Annotated in this window: 15 protein-coding genes and 1 pseudogene; 11 read left to right on the forward strand and 5 right to left on the reverse strand. The window is 41.2% G+C overall.

From position 1 onward, the window contains the following. The first annotated feature begins 34 nt into the window (after positions 1-34). Positions 35-1,042, forward strand: a complete 1,008-nt coding sequence (locus MHB69_RS03320) for a phosphotransferase (protein ID WP_034282815.1) — start codon at positions 35-37, stop codon at positions 1,040-1,042. Positions 1,043-1,085: 43 nt separating this feature from the next. Here MHB69_RS03320 and MHB69_RS03325 read toward each other — a convergent pair whose 3' ends face one another. Both MHB69_RS03325 and putP read right to left on the reverse strand, forming a co-directional pair. After that, the gene (locus MHB69_RS03325) at positions 1,086-1,784 is read right to left on the reverse strand and encodes an MgtC/SapB family protein (protein WP_169510856.1); all 699 of its coding nucleotides are present in this window, start codon (positions 1,782-1,784) and stop codon (positions 1,086-1,088) included. A 161-nt stretch (positions 1,785-1,945) separates the two neighbouring features. Further along, a complete protein-coding gene (gene putP / locus MHB69_RS03330; RefSeq protein WP_326254447.1) occupies positions 1,946-3,427 on the reverse strand; it encodes a sodium/proline symporter PutP in 1,482 nt (493 codons plus the stop codon). Between the two features lie 423 nt (positions 3,428-3,850). On the opposite strand from putP, the gene gatC reads away from it, so the two are divergent. Genes gatC through gatB form a run of 3 tightly spaced genes read left to right on the forward strand, consistent with a single transcriptional unit; the run spans position 3,851 to position 7,057 of the window. Continuing rightward, the gene (gene gatC, locus MHB69_RS03335; protein WP_024424549.1) at positions 3,851-4,141 is read left to right on the forward strand and encodes an Asp-tRNA(Asn)/Glu-tRNA(Gln) amidotransferase subunit GatC; all 291 of its coding nucleotides are present in this window, start codon (positions 3,851-3,853) and stop codon (positions 4,139-4,141) included. Positions 4,142-4,155: 14 nt separating this feature from the next. Next, positions 4,156-5,613: an Asp-tRNA(Asn)/Glu-tRNA(Gln) amidotransferase subunit GatA gene (gatA, locus tag MHB69_RS03340; RefSeq protein ID WP_024424550.1), complete on the forward strand. Its 1,458-nt coding sequence runs from the start codon at positions 4,156-4,158 to the stop codon at positions 5,611-5,613. 13 nt (positions 5,614-5,626) lie between these two features. Further along, positions 5,627-7,057 carry an Asp-tRNA(Asn)/Glu-tRNA(Gln) amidotransferase subunit GatB gene (gene gatB / locus MHB69_RS03345; protein ID WP_024424551.1) on the forward strand — a complete coding sequence of 477 codons (1,431 nt, stop codon included), beginning with the start codon at positions 5,627-5,629 and terminating at the stop codon, positions 7,055-7,057. A gap of 180 nt (positions 7,058-7,237) precedes the next feature. Here the strand turns inward: gatB and MHB69_RS03350 are convergent, their stop codons facing one another. Beyond that, the gene (locus MHB69_RS03350; protein WP_034282806.1) at positions 7,238-8,083 is read right to left on the reverse strand and encodes a TetR/AcrR family transcriptional regulator; all 846 of its coding nucleotides are present in this window, start codon (positions 8,081-8,083) and stop codon (positions 7,238-7,240) included. A gap of 131 nt (positions 8,084-8,214) precedes the next feature. Between MHB69_RS03350 and MHB69_RS03355 the strand changes: the two genes are divergently transcribed. Next, on the forward strand, positions 8,215-11,439 hold the full coding sequence (locus MHB69_RS03355) for an efflux RND transporter permease subunit (RefSeq protein ID WP_342496000.1): 3,225 nt from the start codon (positions 8,215-8,217) through the stop codon (positions 11,437-11,439). Between the two features lie 31 nt (positions 11,440-11,470). On the opposite strand, the gene MHB69_RS03360 is transcribed toward MHB69_RS03355, so the two are convergent. After that, positions 11,471-12,424: a nucleoside hydrolase gene (locus tag MHB69_RS03360; RefSeq protein ID WP_342496001.1), complete on the reverse strand. Its 954-nt coding sequence runs from the start codon at positions 12,422-12,424 to the stop codon at positions 11,471-11,473. Between the two features lie 181 nt (positions 12,425-12,605). On the opposite strand from MHB69_RS03360, the gene MHB69_RS03365 reads away from it, so the two are divergent. The 4 genes and pseudogenes from MHB69_RS03365 to MHB69_RS03380 form a co-directional block, all read left to right on the forward strand. Then, on the forward strand, positions 12,606-13,514 hold the full coding sequence (locus MHB69_RS03365; protein ID WP_024424554.1) for a diacylglycerol kinase: 909 nt from the start codon (positions 12,606-12,608) through the stop codon (positions 13,512-13,514). Positions 13,515-13,575: 61 nt separating this feature from the next. Then, entirely contained in the window at positions 13,576-14,955 is a 1,380-nt protein-coding gene (rlmD, locus tag MHB69_RS03370) for a 23S rRNA (uracil(1939)-C(5))-methyltransferase RlmD (RefSeq protein WP_342496002.1), read from the forward strand. Between the two features lie 250 nt (positions 14,956-15,205). Next, complete coding sequence (locus MHB69_RS03375; protein ID WP_017366774.1) at positions 15,206-16,180, forward strand: tRNA-dihydrouridine synthase; 975 nt, start codon at positions 15,206-15,208, stop codon at positions 16,178-16,180. 110 nt (positions 16,181-16,290) lie between these two features. Next, a pseudogene (locus MHB69_RS03380) lies at positions 16,291-16,665 on the forward strand (SMI1/KNR4 family protein); the annotation flags it as partial. Between the two features lie 146 nt (positions 16,666-16,811). Here MHB69_RS03380 and MHB69_RS03385 read toward each other — a convergent pair. Continuing rightward, entirely contained in the window at positions 16,812-17,576 is a 765-nt protein-coding gene (locus MHB69_RS03385; RefSeq protein ID WP_046314093.1) for a MurR/RpiR family transcriptional regulator, read from the reverse strand. Between the two features lie 148 nt (positions 17,577-17,724). On the opposite strand from MHB69_RS03385, the gene MHB69_RS03390 reads away from it, so the two are divergent. Together MHB69_RS03390 and MHB69_RS03395 are read left to right on the forward strand one after the other, a co-directional pair. Continuing rightward, the gene (locus tag MHB69_RS03390) at positions 17,725-19,314 is read left to right on the forward strand and encodes an alpha-glucoside-specific PTS transporter subunit IIBC (protein WP_342496003.1); all 1,590 of its coding nucleotides are present in this window, start codon (positions 17,725-17,727) and stop codon (positions 19,312-19,314) included. 17 nt (positions 19,315-19,331) lie between these two features. Beyond that, positions 19,332-20,657: a 6-phospho-alpha-glucosidase gene (locus MHB69_RS03395; RefSeq protein WP_342496004.1), complete on the forward strand. Its 1,326-nt coding sequence runs from the start codon at positions 19,332-19,334 to the stop codon at positions 20,655-20,657. Positions 20,658-20,687 lie beyond the last annotated feature (30 nt).

Here is a 20,687-nt window from a genome sequence, read left to right on the forward strand (position 1 = left end):
AGAACATTTAAAAAGACGATAAAGGAGAATCAGCATGCATAAAGAAGTAAAAGCACGATACGATGAACAGAAAGTCTTAAAGAAAGCGGCTCACTTGTATAAATTTCAGCTTGACCAAGTCACATTTCTAGCCGATGCAGAAAATTATGTGTATGAATATAAGGCAATGAATGGGGAGAATTATATATTAAAAATCACCCATACCATTCGTCGTTCACCCACATATATTTTAGGAGAAATGGACTGGATTCGATTCCTGTCTCATCATGGTATTTCCGTAGCAAAGCCGATTTCATCAGCAAGAGGAAAAGACGTTGAAACCATTCCTGATCAAGCCGGAGGCGCATTTTTACTCCGTGTGTATGAAAAAGCACCGGGGAGAAAAGTGAATGAAGGAGATTGGAATGGGGAGCTGTTTGAAGCGTTAGGGTCCTATACAGGACGAATGCATCAAATAACAAAACGATATCAAGTAAAAGATCCTCTTTATAAGCGTCAAGAGTGGTATGAAGAGGAGCAATTAAAGCTTGATCAATATATTCCGTCTGATCAAACGGTTGTTTTGCGAAGAAAAGATGAACTGATGCAAAAGCTTCACCAGCTCCGAATTTCGAAGGATGTGTATGGGCTGGTGCATGCCGATTTGCATCACGGGAACTTCCATTATCATCAAGGAGAGATTATCGCATTCGATTTTGATGATATTGGATATCACTGGTTTATCAATGATATTAGTATTTTGCTATACAATGTTCTTTGGTATCCAGTGATTCCATATGATGATAAAGCTGAATTTACGGCAGAATTTATGAGTCATTTTTTAAAAGGCTATCGACAGGAGAATGAGCTTGATGACGCGTGGCTGGCAACAATCCCTGATTTTCTCATGCTGCGTCATATGCTTATTTATGGGCTTTTACATCAAGCATTTGATCTCCAAACAATGACTTCTGACCAAAAAGCCATGCTGTCATGTTTTCGAAAGGAAATTGAGCAAAAAACACCAATTACTCCTTTTGACTTTCAACAGCTGGCCCGATAAAAGAAACCCCTTGCTGTGTCAAACAGCAAGGGGTTTTTTATGACTACACCGTATCACACTTCACGCCAACAACGCCTTCTAGATCTTTAATATCAAAGTACACATCGGTTGTATAGCGGTCTTTATGCACACGTACGCGTACTTCCATGATCGGATAGTCCTTTTCTTTTAAATCATCAATTCGTACAGAATGAATGCGGATATTGAGGGCTTTCATTTCTTTTAAAATATCGGTCATGCGGTTTCGGTCAGAAAGAGACATTCTGATGCGGATTTCTTTTTCCTGCAGGCGAATCGGTCCGATCCGCTGGAAGAGCCATGGCAGGAATTCGACACTAATGAGAATAAAGAAAAGACTGAGGAAGGCTTCTTTATAAAATCCTGCACCTGTTGCAACCCCAAGTCCTGCTGCTCCCCATATCATCGCAGAAGTCGTGAGTCCTGAGATGACATCATTGCTTTTTCGAAGAATCACACCTGCTCCAATAAAACCAACACCAGATATAATTTGCGCCGGTAACCTGAGTGGGTCCATTTGAAGCTTAGAGACTCGAGGGAAATTGTAGGCTGCATCAATGCTGATGATGGTTAAGACGCAGGAGCTGACAGCAATGACAATACACGTTTTTAAGCCGAGGGGCTTTTTCTTCAGCTCTCGTTCAAGCCCGATAATCAGACCGATTAAGGTGGCCACGGCTAATTTTAAGACTGTATCCCATTCAATTGTCCAAAACATGCGTATCGCTCCTTTCACTTCATGTACGTTTCACAACATGTATATGATCTTTTCACAGCCCATATGGCTGCACAACTCTTATTTTATTCAGTTTCTGAAGAAAGAAAAGCTTTTTATTTTATTTAAAAAGAGAGTCATCCGCATAGGGCAGATGACTCTTCAATTCTTTATTTTGTTTCTTCTTCAAGATGATCTTCCATTTTGTGAAATAGCTGTTTTGATGCTTTTGACGGCTTACGTGTCAATAAGCTCACAATAATGGCAGCTAATCCACTAAGGGTAAAGCCTGGAATCATTTCATAAATACCTGTAGCATGGTTGAGGCCTGTTGTAATCCATGTCAAAACCACAACTGCACCAACGATCATTCCAACTAGGGCACCGTGATGATTCATTCGTTTCCAGTATAGGCAAAGCAAGATGACTGGACCAAATGAAGAACCAAATCCTGCCCACGCATAACCGACAAGGTCAAGAATGGTGTCACTTGGGTTAAGTGAAAGGCAGAGAGCAATCACAGCGACAACGAGTACAGACATCCGGCCGATCATGACGAGCTCTTTGTCTGATGCTGTTTTTCTAAAGAACGTTCTGTATAGATCCTCTGTCATGGCACTTGCTGTGACAAGCAGCTGAGACGATATTGAACTCATAATCGCAGCTAAAATGGCAGAAAGTAAAAATCCAGTGATATATGGATGGAACAATACTTTAGAAAAAACGATAAAGATGGTTTCAGGATCAGCAAGATTCATACCTGTTTCATGAACATAGGCAACACCCACTAAACCGACAGACAGTGATCCAATCACTGAAATAATCATCCAGCTCATTCCAATTCGGCGTGCTGGTTTTAAATCTTTAACAGACGTAATGGCCATAAAGCGCACGATAATATGCGGCTGTCCAAAGTAACCTAGTCCCCAAGCAAGGAAGGAAATAATGCCAATGACGCTCGTTCCTCTAAAAATATCAAGCAATTTAGGGTCAATCTGTTGAATATCTTGGAATGTAGCAACAGGTCCGCCTAATTGTGTAAAGGCAACGATCGGCACGAGCACTAATGCTAAAAACATGATAGCTCCTTGGACAAAGTCCGTTAAGCTCACTGCCAAAAATCCGCCGAACAATGTATACAAAATGACAATACTTGACGTCAAAATCAGTCCAAACATGTAGTGAGCACCGAATGCTGACTCAAATAAACGTCCGCCTGATACCATCCCAGACGATGTATACAGCGTAAAGAAAATTAAAATGATGACGGCTGAAACAGCTTTTAATAAAGCAGATGATCCTTTGAATCGTTTATCAAAGAAATCAGGAATCGTAATCGCATCATCCGCAATCTCTGTATAAGAACGTAAACGAGGTGCAAGAATGAGGTAGTTCAAGTAAGCACCAACGATTAAACCAATCGCAAGCCAGGCTGTCGATAAACCTGTTTTATACATCTCACCTGGCACACCCATCAGCATCCATCCGCTCATGTCCGCAGCACCTGCTGAAAGGGCTGTAACGAACGGGCCAAGCCCGCGTCCGCCAAGCATATAATCATTTAAATCATGTGTTTTCCTGAATGCATACCAGCCAATGGCAAGCATCCCGATAAAATAAATAGATAAGGAAATTGTAACTTCAATACTCATTTTGTGTTCTCACCTTTTTCGTATTAATTTGACATCACCTCAATCAAAATATACAGAAGAGCGATGGCAGCTTTTTTGCCTGACTGTCCCGCTCACTGCTATGGTTACTTAACCTAACAGAGTATTCCCAAGTGATCAACCTGCCTAAACCTCTTCATTTTGAAGAAATAATGGACAGATCGGTGATAAGAACCAGTATGTAAGCGATTACAAAAATAAACAAAAGTAAAAATTTTCTGAAAAATAAAGAGTCACTTGATGAACATTTCATTTATTGGTTTGATAAGAAGACGTTTTCAAGAAAACGAACCTTTCACCGCACCTTCGTAAAGTTGCTTTAGAACAGTAAAATTTGATATGATAAAGTGTATATGACTTATGATCATGACCACGAGTACGCATCATTTTTGGAGGTGAACCTGCATGTCAAGAATTTCAATAGAAGAAGTCAAGCACGTTGCCCATTTAGCAAGGCTTGCGATTACAGAAGAAGAAGCTGAGATGTTTACAGAACAGCTTGATAGCATCATTTCATTTGCAGAGCAGTTAAACGAGGTAGATACGGAAAACGTTGAACCTACTACACACGTATTAAAAATGAAAAACGTCATGAGAGAAGATGTTCCGAATAAAGGTCTTTCCATTGAGGCAGTCGTCAAAAACGCGCCTGATCATAAAGACGGTTATATTCGTGTGCCATCAATTTTGGACTAAAGGAGGCCCGAGACATGTCACTGTTTGATCACAAAATTTCTGAATTAAAAGAGCTTTTACATAAAAAGGAACTGTCTGTTTCTGATTTAGTGGACGAGTCTTATAAACGAATCAATGAAGTAGACGGGAAAGTACAAGCATTCCTTGCACTGGACGAAGAAAAAGCACGTGCGTATGCAAAGGAATTGGACGAGGCGGTTGGTGAAAAGGACGAGCTTGGTCTATTGTTCGGTATGCCGATCGGTGTGAAAGATAACATTGTTACAAAGGATTTGCGTACAACAGCTTCAAGTAAAATCCTGCAAAACTTTGATCCGATTTATGATGCAACCGTTGTGAACCGCTTAAGAGACGCAGAAGCAGTCACAATCGGTAAATTAAATATGGACGAATTCGCAATGGGATCTTCTACGGAGAACTCAGGCTACAAAGCGACGAAAAACCCATGGAATTTAAACACCGTTCCAGGCGGATCGAGCGGTGGATCAGCAGCTTCTGTTGCAGCAGGTGAAGTACCGTTCTCACTTGGTTCAGATACTGGCGGTTCTATTCGTCAGCCGGCATCTTTCTGCGGGGTTGTCGGTCTTAAGCCGACATATGGCCGTGTATCCAGATACGGATTAATCGCATTTGCTTCATCATTAGACCAAATTGGTCCGATTACACGTAATGTAGAGGACAACGCATATGTTCTTCAAGCAATTGCAGGTGTCGATCAAATGGACGCAACAAGCGCAAATGTCGATGTCCCAGATTTTCTTTCTTCATTAACTGGCGACATCAAAGGCTTGAAAATTGCTGTGCCGAAAGAATACCTTGGCGAAGGTGTTGGCGAGGAAGCGAAAGAATCTGTTCTTCAAGCGTTAAAAGTATTAGAAGGACTTGGTGCTTCGTGGGAAGAAGTGTCTCTTCCGCATTCTAAATACGCGCTTGCGACTTACTACTTACTGTCTTCTTCAGAAGCATCTGCAAACCTTGCACGTTTTGACGGCATCCGCTATGGCTACCGTACAGATAATGCAGACAACCTGATTGATTTATACAAAAATACTCGTTCTGAAGGCTTCGGAGACGAAGTGAAGCGCCGCATCATGCTTGGTACATTCGCGCTAAGCTCAGGATATTACGATGCGTACTATAAAAAAGCGCAAAAAGTCCGTACATTGATCAAAAAAGACTTTGAAGATGTTTTCGAAAAGTATGATGTCATTGTAGGACCAACAACGCCGACTCCTGCATTTAACATTGGTGAAAAGACAAGCGACCCGCTAACCATGTATGCAAACGATATTTTAACGATCCCTGTTAACCTTGCAGGCGTTCCAGGAATCAGTGTGCCTTGTGGGTTTGCAAATGGCCTTCCGTTAGGACTGCAAATCATCGGCAAGCACTTTGACGAAGGAACAGTGTACCGCGTGGCTCACGCTTTTGAGCAAGCAACAGATCATCATAAAGCAAAACCTGAACTGTAAGGGGTGAATCAGAATGAACTTTGAAACGGTAATTGGACTTGAAGTCCACGTAGAGCTAAAAACACAATCGAAAATTTTCTCAAGCTCGCCGACACCTTTTGGTGCAGCTGCCAACACGCAAACAAGTGTCATCGACCTTGGATATCCTGGCGTACTGCCTGTACTGAACAAAGAAGCGGTGAACTTTGCGATGAAAGCGGCCATGGCGCTGAACTGTGAAATCGCAACAGATACAAAATTTGACCGTAAAAACTATTTCTATCCTGATAACCCAAAGGCGTATCAAATTTCTCAATTTGATAAACCGATCGGTGAAAACGGCTGGATTGAAATTGAAGTAGAAGGCAAAACAAAACGAATCGGTATTACGCGTCTCCATTTGGAAGAGGATGCAGGGAAACTGACGCACACAGGCGACGGTTACTCACTCGTCGATTTCAACCGTCAAGGCACACCGCTTGTTGAAATCGTATCTGAGCCAGACATTCGCACGCCAGAAGAAGCGTATGCTTACTTAGAAAAATTAAAATCCATTATTCAATATACAGGCGTTTCTGACTGTAAGATGGAAGAAGGCTCACTTCGCTGTGATGCCAATATTTCTCTTCGCCCAATCGGCCGTGAAGAGTTTGGTACAAAGACAGAGCTCAAAAACTTGAACTCATTCGCTTTCGTACAAAAAGGCCTTGAATTCGAAGAAAAGCGTCAAGAGCAAGTATTGCTTTCTGGCGGCTTGATCGAACAGGAAACCCGCCGTTATGACGAAGCGTCTAAAAAGACGATCCTGATGCGTGTCAAAGAGGGATCTGATGATTACCGCTACTTCCCAGAACCGGATTTGGTGGAACTATACATTGATGACGAGTGGAAAGAACGCGTAAGAGCATCGATCCCAGAGCTTCCAGACGAGCGCCGCAAACGCTATATCGATGAGCTTGGACTCCCTGCATACGATGCAATGGTACTCACGCTGACGAAAGAAATGTCTGATTTCTTTGAAGCGACCATTTCAGAAGGTGCAGAAGCGAAGCAAGCATCGAACTGGCTCATGGGTGAAGTATCTGCTTACTTAAACTCTGCTCAAAAAGAGCTGGACGATACAAAGCTAACGCCGCAAGGACTTGCTGGCATGATCAAGCTTATTGAAAAAGGAACAATTTCCTCCAAGATTGCGAAAAAGGTATTCAAAGAGCTCATTGAAAATGGAGGAGATGCAGAAACAATCGTCAAAGAAAAAGGACTTGTCCAAATTTCTGACGAAGGTGCACTGCTCAAACTTGTCACAGAAGCACTTGATAACAACCCGCAATCCATTGAAGACTTTAAAAATGGTAAAGACCGCGCGATTGGTTTCTTAGTCGGACAAATCATGAAAGCATCGAAGGGCCAAGCTAACCCGCCGATGGTGAACAAGATTCTCCTTGAAGAAATCAAAAAACGCTAAATCGCAAAAAAACCGCCTGATGAAATAGGCGGTTTTTTTGCTTGAAATGACAGGGTCTTAACATAGATTCAGACCACCGCCGTATATCAATTTAGAGAATCTTTTCTTATAATGAAGCATAAGCGAAAGTGCACATTCGAAGGGGGAAAGGTGAGCTAAATCGAAAAACAGCACGACATGTTACTGAAGAAACAGCTTCAATTGCTCCACTGCTCTTAGAACAGCAGGCTCCTCACACTTTTCTAAATTCGTCAGCATTCCTTGGATGACTGGCTTTCGAGGTTCAGCTTTTGCCAGCTCTTCTTCAATCACTTCAATGGATACAACGGTATCATCTGAAAGCAGATGCTCAAGCTTTAACAAGCGAAGCTCCTCTTGAAGGGAAGCAGCACTCGGCGCTTCATCATCCCAAATGCTTTGCTTCAAAATCGGCTTCGTCTGAGAACGAAGCAAGCCGTGAACAAGATCATCAAACCGTTCGAGTATAAAGGATGAGAGCTCATCAAATGATAATTTCATTTGATCCTGTAAAAGCAGAACCTGCACATATGATTGGATAATTCCTTGAATCATGACTGACAGGTCAGTTATATATGGTTCGATTTCCTGTCCATAAGTGGTCAAGATGGAAATTTGAATTTCATCGTTCATTTGCTTTTTCACAGTTTTTGAATACTTTTTAATCTGCTGGTTTTCCGGAATAATGTTCTCGCTGAGGATCAGAATGATAAAATCCTTGTTCTCAGCAAAATGCTGAAACTGTTCAGCGATTTGTTTCTGAAAGATCTCTCTCGGCGCGAGATGCTGATTCTCTTTTCGAATCATTTCGATAGTTTGCATCGAAGTGTCGATATAATATTCAAACGCTCGGTTGAAAAGCTGTTCTTTTGATTTGAAATGTAAATAAAATGCGCCTTTTGATATTCCGCATTCATCTGCAATTTCCTGAATGGTCGTAGAAGAAAAACCCTTTTTCGCAAACAATTGGATGCTTGCTTTAATGATTTTTTCTTTTTTTTCGTTCATGAAATAAGGCCCCTTCAGCTTTAGAATGTTACGTCAAACGCAAGTGAAATGGTTGACGGCATTGTATATCACCGTTTATTATGATATAGAATGACCAGTCAGTCAATACATAAAGGAAAATGGAGGATATAATGAATTCGATCATCAATTTTGTATTAAAGAATAAGTTCGCTGTATGGCTCATGACGATTATCGTAACAGTTGCTGGTCTATATGCCGGATTGAATATGAAACAAGAATCAATCCCGAATATCAACACGCCAGTCATTACGGTTTCTACAACGTACCCTGGCGCAACGCCGGACGAAGTATCAGATAAGGTGACAGATCCAATTGAAAAATCGATTCAAAACCTCAATGGGGTCAGCGTGGTCACTTCTAATTCATTTGAAAATGCATCATCCATTCAAATCGAGTACGATTACAACAAAGACATGGATGAAGCAAAAAAGGAAATTGAAGATGCGATTAGCAATATCGATTTCCCTGAAAATGCAGAAAAACCTAAAATCGCACGCTTTAGTATTAATGCGATTCCAATCCTAGCTCTTAGTGTCTCTGGTGATAAAGAATCATTACAAGACCTTACACAAAAAGTAGAAAATGATCTCGTTCCTTCACTTCAAGGATTAGACGGTGTCTCTTCTGTCGAAACTTCAGGACAGCAAATCAAAGAAGTAGAATTTTCGTTTAAACAAAAGAAATTGAAAGAATACGGTCTAAATGAAGATACCGTCCAAAACATGATCAAAGGCTCTGATGTGAATGTACCATTAGGTCTATACACATTTGGCAACAAACAAAAATCAGTTGTCGTGGACGGCAATATTTTAAGCGTCAAAGATTTGAAAAACATGCGTATTCCAGTCACACCAAGTGCAGGCGGCGGTGCGGGAAGCGCTGGAGCTGGAGCACCTTCTAACGGCTCAGAAAACCCAGGTGCGCAAGGTGCGGAGCAGCAGGCTGGAAGTGCAAGTCAGCAGCAAGCAGCAGCTCAACAGCAAGCAGGTGGAGGTGCAGCAAGCAGTCAATCTGTAGAGCTGCCGACGATCAAGCTATCTGAGATAGCAGATATTAAAGTCGTAAAAGATGCAGAATCGATCTCTAGAACGAACGGAAAAGACAGTATCGGTCTGCAAATTGTTAAAGGTTCTGATGCCAACACAGTGAGTGTAGCAGAAGAAGTGACAAAAGAGCTTGAGAAATTTAAAAAAGACAACAAAGGCATCAAAGTAAGTACCACATATGATCAAGCAGGACCGATTAAAGAGTCTGTCAGCACAATGCTGAACAAGGCGATCATCGGAGCAATCTTTGCGATCATTATCATTATGTTGTTCCTTCGAGATATCAAATCAACATTAATTTCGGTCATTTCCATTCCGTTATCTCTGTTGATTGCTGTTTTATTATTAAATCAGCTGGATATTACATTAAATATCATGACACTTGGTGCCATGACCGTCGCCATTGGGCGTGTTGTCGATGACTCGATTGTGGTCATAGAAAACATCTATCGACGAATGGCATTAAAGGATGAACCATTAAAAGGCAAGGCACTCGTCAGAGAAGCCACAAAAGAAATGTTTATCCCGATTATGTCTTCGACTATTGTGACTATTGCAGTATTCTTACCGTTAGCATTAGTAGGTGGAATGATTGGTGAACTATTCATCCCATTTGCCCTAACGATTGTGTTTGCGTTACTTGCTTCACTGCTTGTCGCCATTACAATTGTTCCAATGATGGCACACAGTCTATTTAAAAAGAATCTCTACGGCACAGCGAAAAAAGTAAAAGAACATAAACCAAGCAAGCTTGCTGGCGGTTATAGACGTGTACTTAATTGGACACTCAACCATAAATGGATCACATCAGGAATTGCCATTCTTATGCTTGTCGGAAGCTTATTCTTAGCACCACTTGTCGGTGTCAGCTTCTTACCACAGGAAGCAGAGAAAACGGCCATGGTGACATACACGCCAGAGCCTGGACAAACGAGAGAGCAAGCAATTGATGAAACGAAAAAAGCTGAAGATTATTTGATGAAACGTGATCATGTCAATACAGTTCAGTATTCACTAGGCTCTTCAAATGCCATGACAGCAAGTGTTGGCGGTAACTCTAACGGTGCATTATTCTTCGTACAATATGATGATGACACGCCAAACTTTGATAAAGAAAAAGATCGCGTGGTCAAAGCTCTGCAAGATAAAGCATCTAAAGGGGAATGGAAATCACAAGACTTCTCATCTGCTGGTGCAAGCAATACGGTGACGTACTATGTGTACGGGGATAAAGCAAGTGATATTGAAGGCACAGTAAAAGATGTTGAGAACATCTTAAAAGATGAGAAAAACCTGAAAAATGTCAGCACAAGCTTATCTGAGAAATACGACGAATATACGTTTAATGCAGATCAAGAAAAACTAGCGAAACTAGGTCTAACTGCTTCACAAATCGCTCAAGCGATTGCACCTCAAAATAGTGAAACAACACTGACGAAAGTCACCGAGGACGGCAAAGAACTTGATGTGAAGCTTCAAACGGAAAAAGATGAATATAAGAGCAAAAAAGATTTAGAAAATAAAAAGATCACCACACCAACAGGGCAAGAAGTCCGTATTGGTGATGTCGTCAAAGTAAAAGATGGTACGACAGCAAATACGGTGACAAAACGTGATGGGAAAATCTACGCAGAAGTGTCTGGTGACATGACAACAGACGACGTCTCAAGTGTAACGCAGGATGTTCAGAAGAAAGTCGACAAGCTTGATCTAAAATCTGGCGTAACGATTGACACAGGCGGCGTAAGTGCGGATATTGAGGAATCCTTTACACAGCTTGGCCTTGCAATGCTTGCAGCGATTGCCATTGTGTATCTCGTTCTCGTCATCACATTTGGCGGAGGACTTGCACCATTTGCGATTCTCTTCTCACTGCCATTTACGATTATTGGTGCACTGCTTGGATTGTTTATAGCAAAAGAAACCATCAGCTTAAATGCCATGATTGGATTGCTCATGCTGATCGGTATCGTTGTAACAAATGCCATTGTCTTGATTGACCGCGTGATTCATAAAGAAAAAGAAGGTCTCTCAACAAGAGAAGCATTACTTGAAGCTGGAACAACAAGATTACGCCCGATCTTAATGACGGCACTTGCGACGATCGGTGCACTGCTGCCACTCGCATTAGGATTTGAAGGCGGAAGTCAGATCGTATCAAAAGGACTTGGCGTAACCGTAATTGGCGGTTTAACAAGTTCTACACTTCTCACATTGGTCATCGTGCCAATCGTGTATGAAATGTTAAGCAAGTTTAGACGTAAGAAAAAGTACGCAGAAGAAGAATAAGAGGAAGCCCCGCTCATTGGCGGGGCTTTTTTTATTTTGAAATCTGACAAACAGCTTTTCTCATAAGCTCTTCAAATGCGTGGAAAAAGGCATCACGATCTACATGGTCAATCACTTGAATTGATTTTCCATCTGGATGCTCTTCAGTGCGACCTTGTCTAGGCGTCTCGGTATAAACGATCGCATTAACTTCTTTCGAACGGGTAAATGATGTAGATGCAAGAGTAATCGTTGTCAGCACATCCCATAAGTAATACGTCGAGTTCGTTTCATGATGAATGAGCGGCGGGCAAAAGGCGTAGCACTGACCGATAAAATCTATTCCAATATGAGAACGAAGAGAAGCCCAGCGCTGACGTACATCAAGTGTAAGCGGGACTTGATTTGTACTTTCAAGTGCGACCATTTCAATAGGGAACGGTTCCTGAAAGACAGTGCTCACAGCATAAGGGTCCCAAAAAACATTCCATTCTGCTGTCCCGTCATGCTCGGGTTCTTCAACATTGCCTTTTTCAAGGAACGTGCCGCCCATCCACACCAATTTCTCAATTTTATTAGAGATCGAAGGATCTTCTTCTAAAGCGCGTGCAAGATCTGTGAGCGGACCAGTAAAGAGCAGGGTGACAGGTTCTTTTGCCTTCTTAACCGTTTCAATCAGATGAAGGTGTGCTGGCAGCTTGGACACCTTTGTATCAACAGTGCCTTTTTCGTTTAAAATTGGCAGAGCATCTACATAAAAAGCATGCATGCGCCACTCCTTCGGAAATGGATTGACGCCTCTAGAAGTTGAAGCAGCGACTTCAATTTCATAAGGGCTGAATCGATCAATGATTTTTTGAGATGCACTGAGAGCAGGCTCTAAATAACAATCAGCAGGAATCACAGACATTCCGATGACTTTCAGATGTTCCATTTGAAGGAGAAGAAATAAAGAGACGAGGTCATCAACACCGCCGTCATGATTAAAATAGACAGGCTTTTTCATCGCATATCATCCTTTACAGCGTTTTCTTTTATCTTATCAGAATGCTTTCTTGCTGCGGGAAATGTGGTAGGAGATTTCACATATTAGGTGGTTGTTTTGTTGCCATTTTCAAATCTCATAGTATAATTAAAGGTTGTTAGTGGTGAAAATAGATTGCATAATGAATATAGGATGATGATGAATGAAACGTGCTCGAATTATATACAATCCGACATCTGGGCGTGAACTCTTCAAGAAGAATTTACCGCAGGTTTTGCAAAAATTTGAACAAGCTGGCTATGAAACTTCTTGTCATGCGACGACATGTGCAGGAGATGCCACGCAAGCAGCAGAAAAAGCCGCACAGAGAGATTTTGATTTAATTGTAGCAGCAGGTGGAGACGGCACGATCAATGAAGTCGTCAACGGACTAGCACCGCTTGAAAAAAGACCAAAACTAGGAATTATTCCAGTTGGAACAACAAATGACTTCGCAAGAGCACTTGGAATTCCACGAGAAGGTGTTTTGAAAGCGACAGATGCCATTATTGAGGGTGTAGCGAAGCCGCTTGATATCGGTAAAGTCAATGGCCATTATTTTATTAATATTGCTGGCGGCGGCCGGTTAACAGAGCTCACCTATGAGGTGCCTAGTAAACTGAAGACCATGCTTGGACAGCTTGCTTATTATTTAAAAGGCATGGAGATGCTTCCTTCTATCCGCCCGACAGAAGTCGAAATTGAATATGACGGCAAATTGTTTCATGGAGAAATCATGCTGTTTCTTGTTTCACTCACAAACTCAGTAGGCGGCTTTGAAAAACTAGCGCCAGATTCCATTTTAGATGATGGGATGTTTGACCTGATCATTCTAAAGAAGGTCAATCTAGCAGAAGCCATTCGAGTGGTCAGCCTTGCACTCAGAGGCGAGCATATTCATGATAACAATGTCATCTACGCAAAAGCGAATCGCGTGAAGGTAGATGTAAAAGATAAAATGCAATTAAATTTAGATGGTGAATACGGCGGCATGCTGCCAGGTGAATTTGAAAACCTGTATCGCCATATTGAATTTATTGTGCCAAAAGCAACAGCTGAAAAAATAGGGTGAAGACTGAACTTGGTTCCTTATGGCGGCCAAGTTTTTCTTTGCAAATGAGGTGATAAAATTGGTGAAAATGAAACCGCCTGTTGAAAAGAATGAATACTACAATGTAACCTTCGAAGACTTAACGCATGAAGGTGCAGGTGTAGCGAAAATTGAAGGATTCCCTGTCTTTGTACCGAATGCCCTTCCTGACGAACAAGGGAAAATCAAAGTTACACGAGTCAAAAAAGGATTTGCTTTTGGACGACTCATGGAGCTGACAAAGGAAAGTCAGCACAGGCAAGATGCGCCATGTCCCATTTACAAGCAGTGCGGCGGCTGTCAAATTCAGCATATGAGTTATGAAGGCCAGCTGCTATTTAAACAGAAACAAGTAAAGGACGTTTTAGAGCGGATCGGCAAGCTTGATATGAGCCGTGTAAAAGTTCATCCTGTACTCGGCATGGAAGATCCTTGGAATTACAGAAACAAAGCACAAGTTCCAATTGGTGAACGCGAAGGCGGACTTGTTGCAGGATTTTATCAGCAGCGTACCCATGAAATCATTGATATGGAAAAATGTTTAATTCAACAATCAGAAAACGACAAAGTGGTACAGGCAGTAAAAGACATATGCAATGCGTTTGGCATCAAAGCATATAACGAAGAGCGGCACAAAGGCTGGCTGCGTCATGTGATGGTTCGCTACGGTATGGCAACAGGTGAAATGATGGTTGTGTTTGTTACTAGAACGGCTGACTTTCCGCAAAAGCAGCAGGTGATTGAGCAGATTATAGCACGCTTCCCACACGTTCGGTCAATTGTACAAAACGTGAATTCAAAGAAAACAAATGTCATTTTCGGAGACGAAACAACCGTTTTATGGGGCGAAGAATACATTTATGACACGATTGGCGACATCAAATTTGCCATTTCAGCCCGCTCATTTTATCAAGTGAACCCAGCCCAAACAAAGGTACTTTACGACAAAGCGCTTGAATATGCAGAGCTACAAGGCGAAGAAACCGTCATCGATGCTTACTGTGGAATCGGTACGATTTCCTTATTTCTCGCACAAAAAGCAGGCAGAGTATATGGGGTTGAAATTGTTCTAGAAGCAATTGAAGATGCAAAACGCAATGCTGCCTTAAACGGAATCAACAATGTTGAATTCGCAGTCGGTGAAGCAGAAGCGGTTATTCCGAATTGGTACAAAGAAGGCATTAAAGCAGATACATTAGTCGTTGATCCGCCAAGAAAAGGCTGTGACGAAGCACTGCTTGACACCATTTTAAAGATGAAACCAAAACGAGTTGTTTATGTTTCCTGTAATCCTGGGACGCTAGCTCGTGATTTGCGCATTCTTGAAGATGGCGGGTATGTGACAGAGGAAGTGCAGCCTGTGGATATGTTTCCGCATACCAACCATGTAGAATGTGTAGCAAGTCTTGTGATTAATCAGTAATGTATTGTGACATCCCGATTCTGTGAAAAACATCGATATCGGGATGTTTTTATTTTTGTATGTTCAATCGGCCTAAAAAATGATATTTGGAAGTGGAATTAATATTTTTATCCCGCAATTCATCACCAAATGTCCTTTTTTGCAATTTTGCACGGTTCATATTAAAGTATATAATGATAAAAATTGCTGAAAGAATTTACAGAAGGACATGCCCTTTAGGCGCTATGTCATGAGAGGAATTGGATGAAAGATGAGTAAAAATTTCTGGCGTGATTTACCGCGGCCATTTTTTATATTAGCACCAATGGAAGAAGTGACAGATGTTGTGTTTCGTCATGTCGTAAGTGAGGCGGCGAGACCGGATGTGTTTTTTACAGAGTTTACGAACAGTGAGAGTTATTGTCACCCTGATGGTATTCAAAGTGTGAAGGGGCGTTTAACGTTTACAGAGGATGAGCAGCCGATTGTTGCTCATATTTGGGGAGACAAGCCTGAGAACTTTAGACAGATGAGCATTGGAATGGCGGAGTTAGGATTTCAGGGGCTTGATATTAATATGGGCTGTCCTGTCCCGAATGTCACGCAAAACGGAAAGGGCAGTGGATTGATTCTTCGCCCAGATGTTGCGGCAGAGCTGATTCAAGCGGCAAAAGCAGGGGGATTACCTGTCAGCGTCAAAACAAGACTTGGTTTTACCGAAGTCGATGAATGGCGCGGATGGCTTAGACACATTTTGGAGCAAGACATTGTGAATTTATCGATCCACCTTCGCACAAGAAAGGAAATGAGCCAGGTGGATGCGCATTGGGAGCTCATTCCTGAGATCAAAAAACTTCGTGATGAAGTAGCACCTGATACTCTTTTGACAATCAATGGTGATATTCCTGATCGTCAAACAGGCTTAAAGCTCGCTGAACAGTATGGAGTGGACGGCGTGATGATTGGGCGCGGGATTTTCCATAACCCATTTGCTTTTGAAAAAGAGCCAAAGGAGCATACAAGTGATGAACTGCTCGGTCTTTTAAGATTACATCTTGATCTCCATGATCAATACTCATCACTAGGTTTGCGTCCATTCAAGGCACTGCACCGTTTCTTTAAGATTTATGTAAAAGGATTCAGAGGAGCGAGTTTCTTAAGAAATCAATTAATGAACACATCATCAACAGACGAAGTGCGTGCAATGCTGGATGAATTTGAAGCGAGAAATCAAGAACAATCATGACCAAAAAGAGGAGGGGGAACCCTTCTTTTTTTTATTTAATAGGACTATTAAACTAGTTCGCTTAAATGGTAAAATGAGATAGAAATAACAATTGGAGGTATTTTATTTGAGCGGAAAAGAAGCTAGGCGTCATCTTGCCTGATACATATAAGAAACTTATCCTCGAACAAAATGGCGGGTATACCCTGCATAATGCTTTTCCAACGGATCAACCGAATGGATGGGCAGAGGATCATGTGTCATTTGATCATTTAAGAGGAATTGCCAAAAATGAAGGCATTATGGATAGTGATTATTTAATAGAAGAATGGGAATTGCCTGAGGGACTTGTGCTCATTTCTGGTGATGGTCATACGTGGATTGCATTGGATTACAGAGAAACGAAGGAACATCCACCGATTCACTACTTTGATCTAGAAGATGAGACGGATTTCAAATTAGCGGATTCGTTTGATGAACTGATTGCTGGGCATTATACTGCTGAATAACATTCATAGGAAAAGGCAGCCGCAAGTAGATATATTTCATCAAATCCGTTGTTATACAGTGTTTTTTGAGAGAGACAAAAGAGTCTCTCTTTTTTTTTTGCGAAGCAACATTGAATCTCTCTCCAAAACTGTACCTGTTATGTTTAAGTCCTATTATTCAATTGGTTCACTTTCCACTCACTAAATTTTCTGACGATAATATCTGCCACAATGTAAAATGGCAGAAAGCTGGAGTTGTCCACTTTGTTATATAAGGGAAACGGGGTGCTGCTTACATAGATGTTAAACATGGCATTTTGTGCAAGGAGGTTATTCCTTAATGTGGTCATGCTGATAAATTTGATATGTCTTGTTTTCACCAATTGAATGATTTCATCTAAATTCTTCGATTCACCCGATAAAGAAATGATAAATAAAAGGTCATCCTCACCAAATTCAATGATTCCATCTGTTAAGTCTCGCTTGCTTCGTAATACTTGAGATTTTTTATGCAGTGACCATAGCTGCCTCTGTACATCATTGGCCAAATCGAGCTGTGCAGTTCCTGTACCATAAATATAAATATACGGTGCACGATCAATCAGTTGATTTAATTGATGAAAGTCCAGCTGCTCCATATATTTTCTTGTCTGCTGGATATCTTGATCGAGCAGCTTCATTAAATCCTGTGTTGTCTCTTCAGTGAAAGCATTTAATTTCACATAAGACTTTAAGTCACTGTAGCCGTCGAACCCTATTTTTTTGGCAAGCCGATGGATGGATGAGATGGAAGTATGAGCATAACGGGCAAGGTCCTGAATTTTCATTGTCTTCATTTCTTCAAGATGATCATGGATTGTTTTAATAATGTGCAGGTCATTCTTATTTAAATCTTCGAAGTATTCATTTACCAGCTTGTCGAGTATCATGCGATGTGCCCTCCAACATGAAAATATTTTCTTCCTGTGAAAATATAATCTAATGTTACAACTTGATTTCTAAATACGTCAAACCTATTGGTTTTTGTAAGCGCTACCTTTACAGTGGTGTTATGGATCAAGCAAAGGGGTTATGCTTATGAATGCAATCAAGCGGTTTGGCAGTGCTATGGTAGTTCCTGTACTTTTATTCGCGTTTTTTGGTATTGTTGTCGGCCTCGCGACTTTATGTAAGAATCCAGCGATTATGGGGGAAATGGCTGCAGAAGGTACGATGTGGTACAAGGTTTGGTCACTGATTGAAAGCGGGGGATGGACGATTTTCAATCATATGGAATTAGCCTTTGTGATTGGATTGCCCATCTCACTTGCAAAAAAAGCGCAAGCACGTGCGACGCTCGCAGCTTTGATGATTTATCTTGTATTTAACAATTATATTCATGCTATTTTGACACTTTGGCCGTCTACTTTTGGCGTTGATTTATCGCAAGGTGTCGAGAACGTAGCGGGTGTAAAAGAAATTGCGGGAATACCTACACTGGATACAAGTATCATTGGTGCGGTGATGATATCTGGAATCGTCATTTGGATCCATAATCGTTTTTATGATCAAAAGCTGCCTGAAATGCTTGGAATTTTCCAGGGGCTTGTATTTGTTGTCATCATCGGATTCTTTGTGATGATTCCTATTGCTTTTATCGTTGCTTTTGTATGGCCCTATGTTCAGCAGGGGATTCAATCTCTTCAAGGGTTTATGGCACAGTCTGGTTATATTGGTGTCTGGCTGTTTCATTTCTTGGAAAGGGTGTTAATTCCAACAGGACTTCACCATTTTATTTATACACCTTTTGAGTTTGGTCCAGCGGCTGTAAATGGGGGGTTAAAACCATATTGGATTGCTCACTTAAATGAATTTGCGACCTCCACTTCCGATTTGAAGGATCTTTATCCATACGGATTTTTATTGCATGGGAATATTAAGATGTTCGGCTGTTTAGGGATAGCTTTAGCCATGTATTTTTCTACACCGAAAGAAAACAGAAAAAAGGTTTTGGCATTGGTATTACCGGCCACATTAACAGCCATATTTGCCGGAATTACAGAACCGCTTGAATTTACATTTCTATTTCTCGCGCCTTATTTATTTGTGATACATGCACTTCTTGGTGCGACCATGGTGACAATTATGAATATGTTTGGTGTTGTTGGAATGATGGGTTCCGGGCTTATTGAAATAGCTGCATTGAACTGGATTCCGCTTTCTTCAAATCATGGAGGGACTTATCTGATCCAAGCGATGATTGGACTTCTCTTTACAGCAGTGTATTTTGTCATATTTAGATGGATGATTGTGAAATTTGATATTCCATTACCAGGACGAAAACATGAGGAGGAGACGAGGCTATATACAAAACAAGATTATGAGAATGCTCATAAAAAAGGTCATGACCAAAAAGAAGGCCCCGTTTATGCGTCTGAGTATGAAGAGAAAGCCGTTTATTTCTTAGAAGGCCTTGGCGGTAAAGAAAACATTAAAGATGTGACAAACTGTGCCACGCGTCTGCGTATTACAGTGATTGACCCTAGCTTGGTGGAAGATAGAGAATACTTTACAAAAAATAAATGGGCGCACGGAATGGCTAAGAGTGGTCAAAGCATTCAGATCATTGTTGGCTTAAGTGTACCGCAAGTAAGAGAGTCCTTTGAGACAAAACTTTCATTAGATTGAAAAAGGAGCTGGATATCATGAAAAAATTTAATATTACCATCGCTGGAGGCGGAAGTACATTTACACCGGGGATCATTTTGATGCTGTTAGACTATCTAGAGGAGTTCCCAATTCATACAATTAAACTCTATGATAATGATGAAGCTAGACAAAAGACGATTGCAGATGCATGTGAGATTATGTTAAAAGAACGAGCACCAGAAGTGCGATTACTGGCAAGCACGGACCCAGAAGAAGCCTTTACTCAAGTCGATTTTGTGATGGCACATATTCGTGTCGGCAAATATGCAATGCGTGAATTAGATGAGAAAATTCCATTGAAGCATGGAGTCGTCGGACAGGAAACATGCGGTCCAGGCGGGATAGCATACGGAATGCGGTCCATTCCAGGTGTATTAGAACTTGTTGATTATATGGAAAAATACTCACCTGAAGCTTGGATGTTAAACTATTCGAACCCTGCAGCGATAGTAGCAGAGGCAACACGTAAGCTAAGGCCGAATGCCAAGATTTTAAACATATGTGATATGCCAATTGGTATCGAAGAATTAATTGCAAAAAATTTAGGCTTATCTTCGCGGAAAGAACTAGAAGTCGATTACTATGGTTTAAATCATTTTGGCTGGTGGACAGATATTCGAGATAAAGCTGGAAATAGCTTAATGCCTGAGGTAATTAAGCATGTAAGCCAGCATGGTTATGCAACAGATGGAACATCTGAATTAGAACAGCAGAAGAGCTGGAACAGCACATTAAAAAAGGCCAAAGATATTCAAGCACTTGATCCAAAAACGGTACCGAATACGTATTTGAAATATTATCTATTTTCAGATGAAGAAGTGGCACATTCAAATATCGAGTTCACGCGTGCCAATGAAGTGATGGAGGGGCGGGAAGCTTTTGTTTTTAGTGAATGTCAGGCCATCATTGATAAAGGAACTGCAAAGGAAACAAAGCTGACCATTGATGAGCACGCTTCTTATATTGTTGATTTGGCACGAGCCATTGCTTTTAATAAAAAGGAACGGATGCTGATGATTGTAGAGAACAATGGTGCCATTAGGAACTTTGATCCAACAGCCATGGTCGAAATTCCTTGTATCGTTGGCAGCAGCGGTCCAGAAAAATTAGTAGTTGGAGAGATTCCTAGATTTCAAAAAAGTCTCATGGAGCAGCAAGTTGGCGTAGAAAAATTAGTAGTAGAAGCATTTGAAGAAGGGTCCTATCAAAAACTATGGCAGGCCATCACATTATCGAAAACGGTGCCAAGTGCTAAAGTAGCAAAAGATATTTTAGACGACTTAATTGTGGCAAATCAAGCATTTTGGCCAGAGTTAACATAACACGAGAATAAGCAATATGGGCGTGACAGC

The sequence above is a fragment of the Bacillus sp. FSL K6-0994 genome, assembly GCF_038630815.1.
GTDB lineage: Bacteria > Bacillota > Bacilli > Bacillales > Bacillaceae > Bacillus > Bacillus safensis.

Excerpts from the sequence above, each read along its gene's own strand:
- MHB69_RS03355 (WP_342496000.1), top strand. The coding sequence starts at position 8,215 with ATGAATTCGATCATCAATTTTGTATTAAAGAATAAGTTCGCTGTATGG.
- putP (WP_326254447.1), bottom strand. The coding sequence starts at position 3,427 with ATGAGTATTGAAGTTACAATTTCCTTATCTATTTATTTTATCGGGATG.
- gatB (WP_024424551.1), top strand. The coding sequence starts at position 5,627 with ATGAACTTTGAAACGGTAATTGGACTTGAAGTCCACGTAGAGCTAAAA.
- MHB69_RS03320 (WP_034282815.1), top strand. The coding sequence starts at position 35 with ATGCATAAAGAAGTAAAAGCACGATACGATGAACAGAAAGTCTTAAAG.
- MHB69_RS03365 (WP_024424554.1), top strand. The coding sequence starts at position 12,606 with ATGAAACGTGCTCGAATTATATACAATCCGACATCTGGGCGTGAACTC.
- MHB69_RS03395 (WP_342496004.1), top strand. The coding sequence starts at position 19,332 with ATGAAAAAATTTAATATTACCATCGCTGGAGGCGGAAGTACATTTACA.
- MHB69_RS03385 (WP_046314093.1), bottom strand. The coding sequence starts at position 17,576 with ATGATACTCGACAAGCTGGTAAATGAATACTTCGAAGATTTAAATAAG.
- MHB69_RS03350 (WP_034282806.1), bottom strand. The coding sequence starts at position 8,083 with ATGAACGAAAAAAAAGAAAAAATCATTAAAGCAAGCATCCAATTGTTT.
- MHB69_RS03390 (WP_342496003.1), top strand. The coding sequence starts at position 17,725 with ATGAATGCAATCAAGCGGTTTGGCAGTGCTATGGTAGTTCCTGTACTT.
- MHB69_RS03375 (WP_017366774.1), top strand. The coding sequence starts at position 15,206 with ATGAGTAAAAATTTCTGGCGTGATTTACCGCGGCCATTTTTTATATTA.
- MHB69_RS03360 (WP_342496001.1), bottom strand. The coding sequence starts at position 12,424 with ATGAAAAAGCCTGTCTATTTTAATCATGACGGCGGTGTTGATGACCTC.
- gatA (WP_024424550.1), top strand. The coding sequence starts at position 4,156 with ATGTCACTGTTTGATCACAAAATTTCTGAATTAAAAGAGCTTTTACAT.
- gatC (WP_024424549.1), top strand. The coding sequence starts at position 3,851 with ATGTCAAGAATTTCAATAGAAGAAGTCAAGCACGTTGCCCATTTAGCA.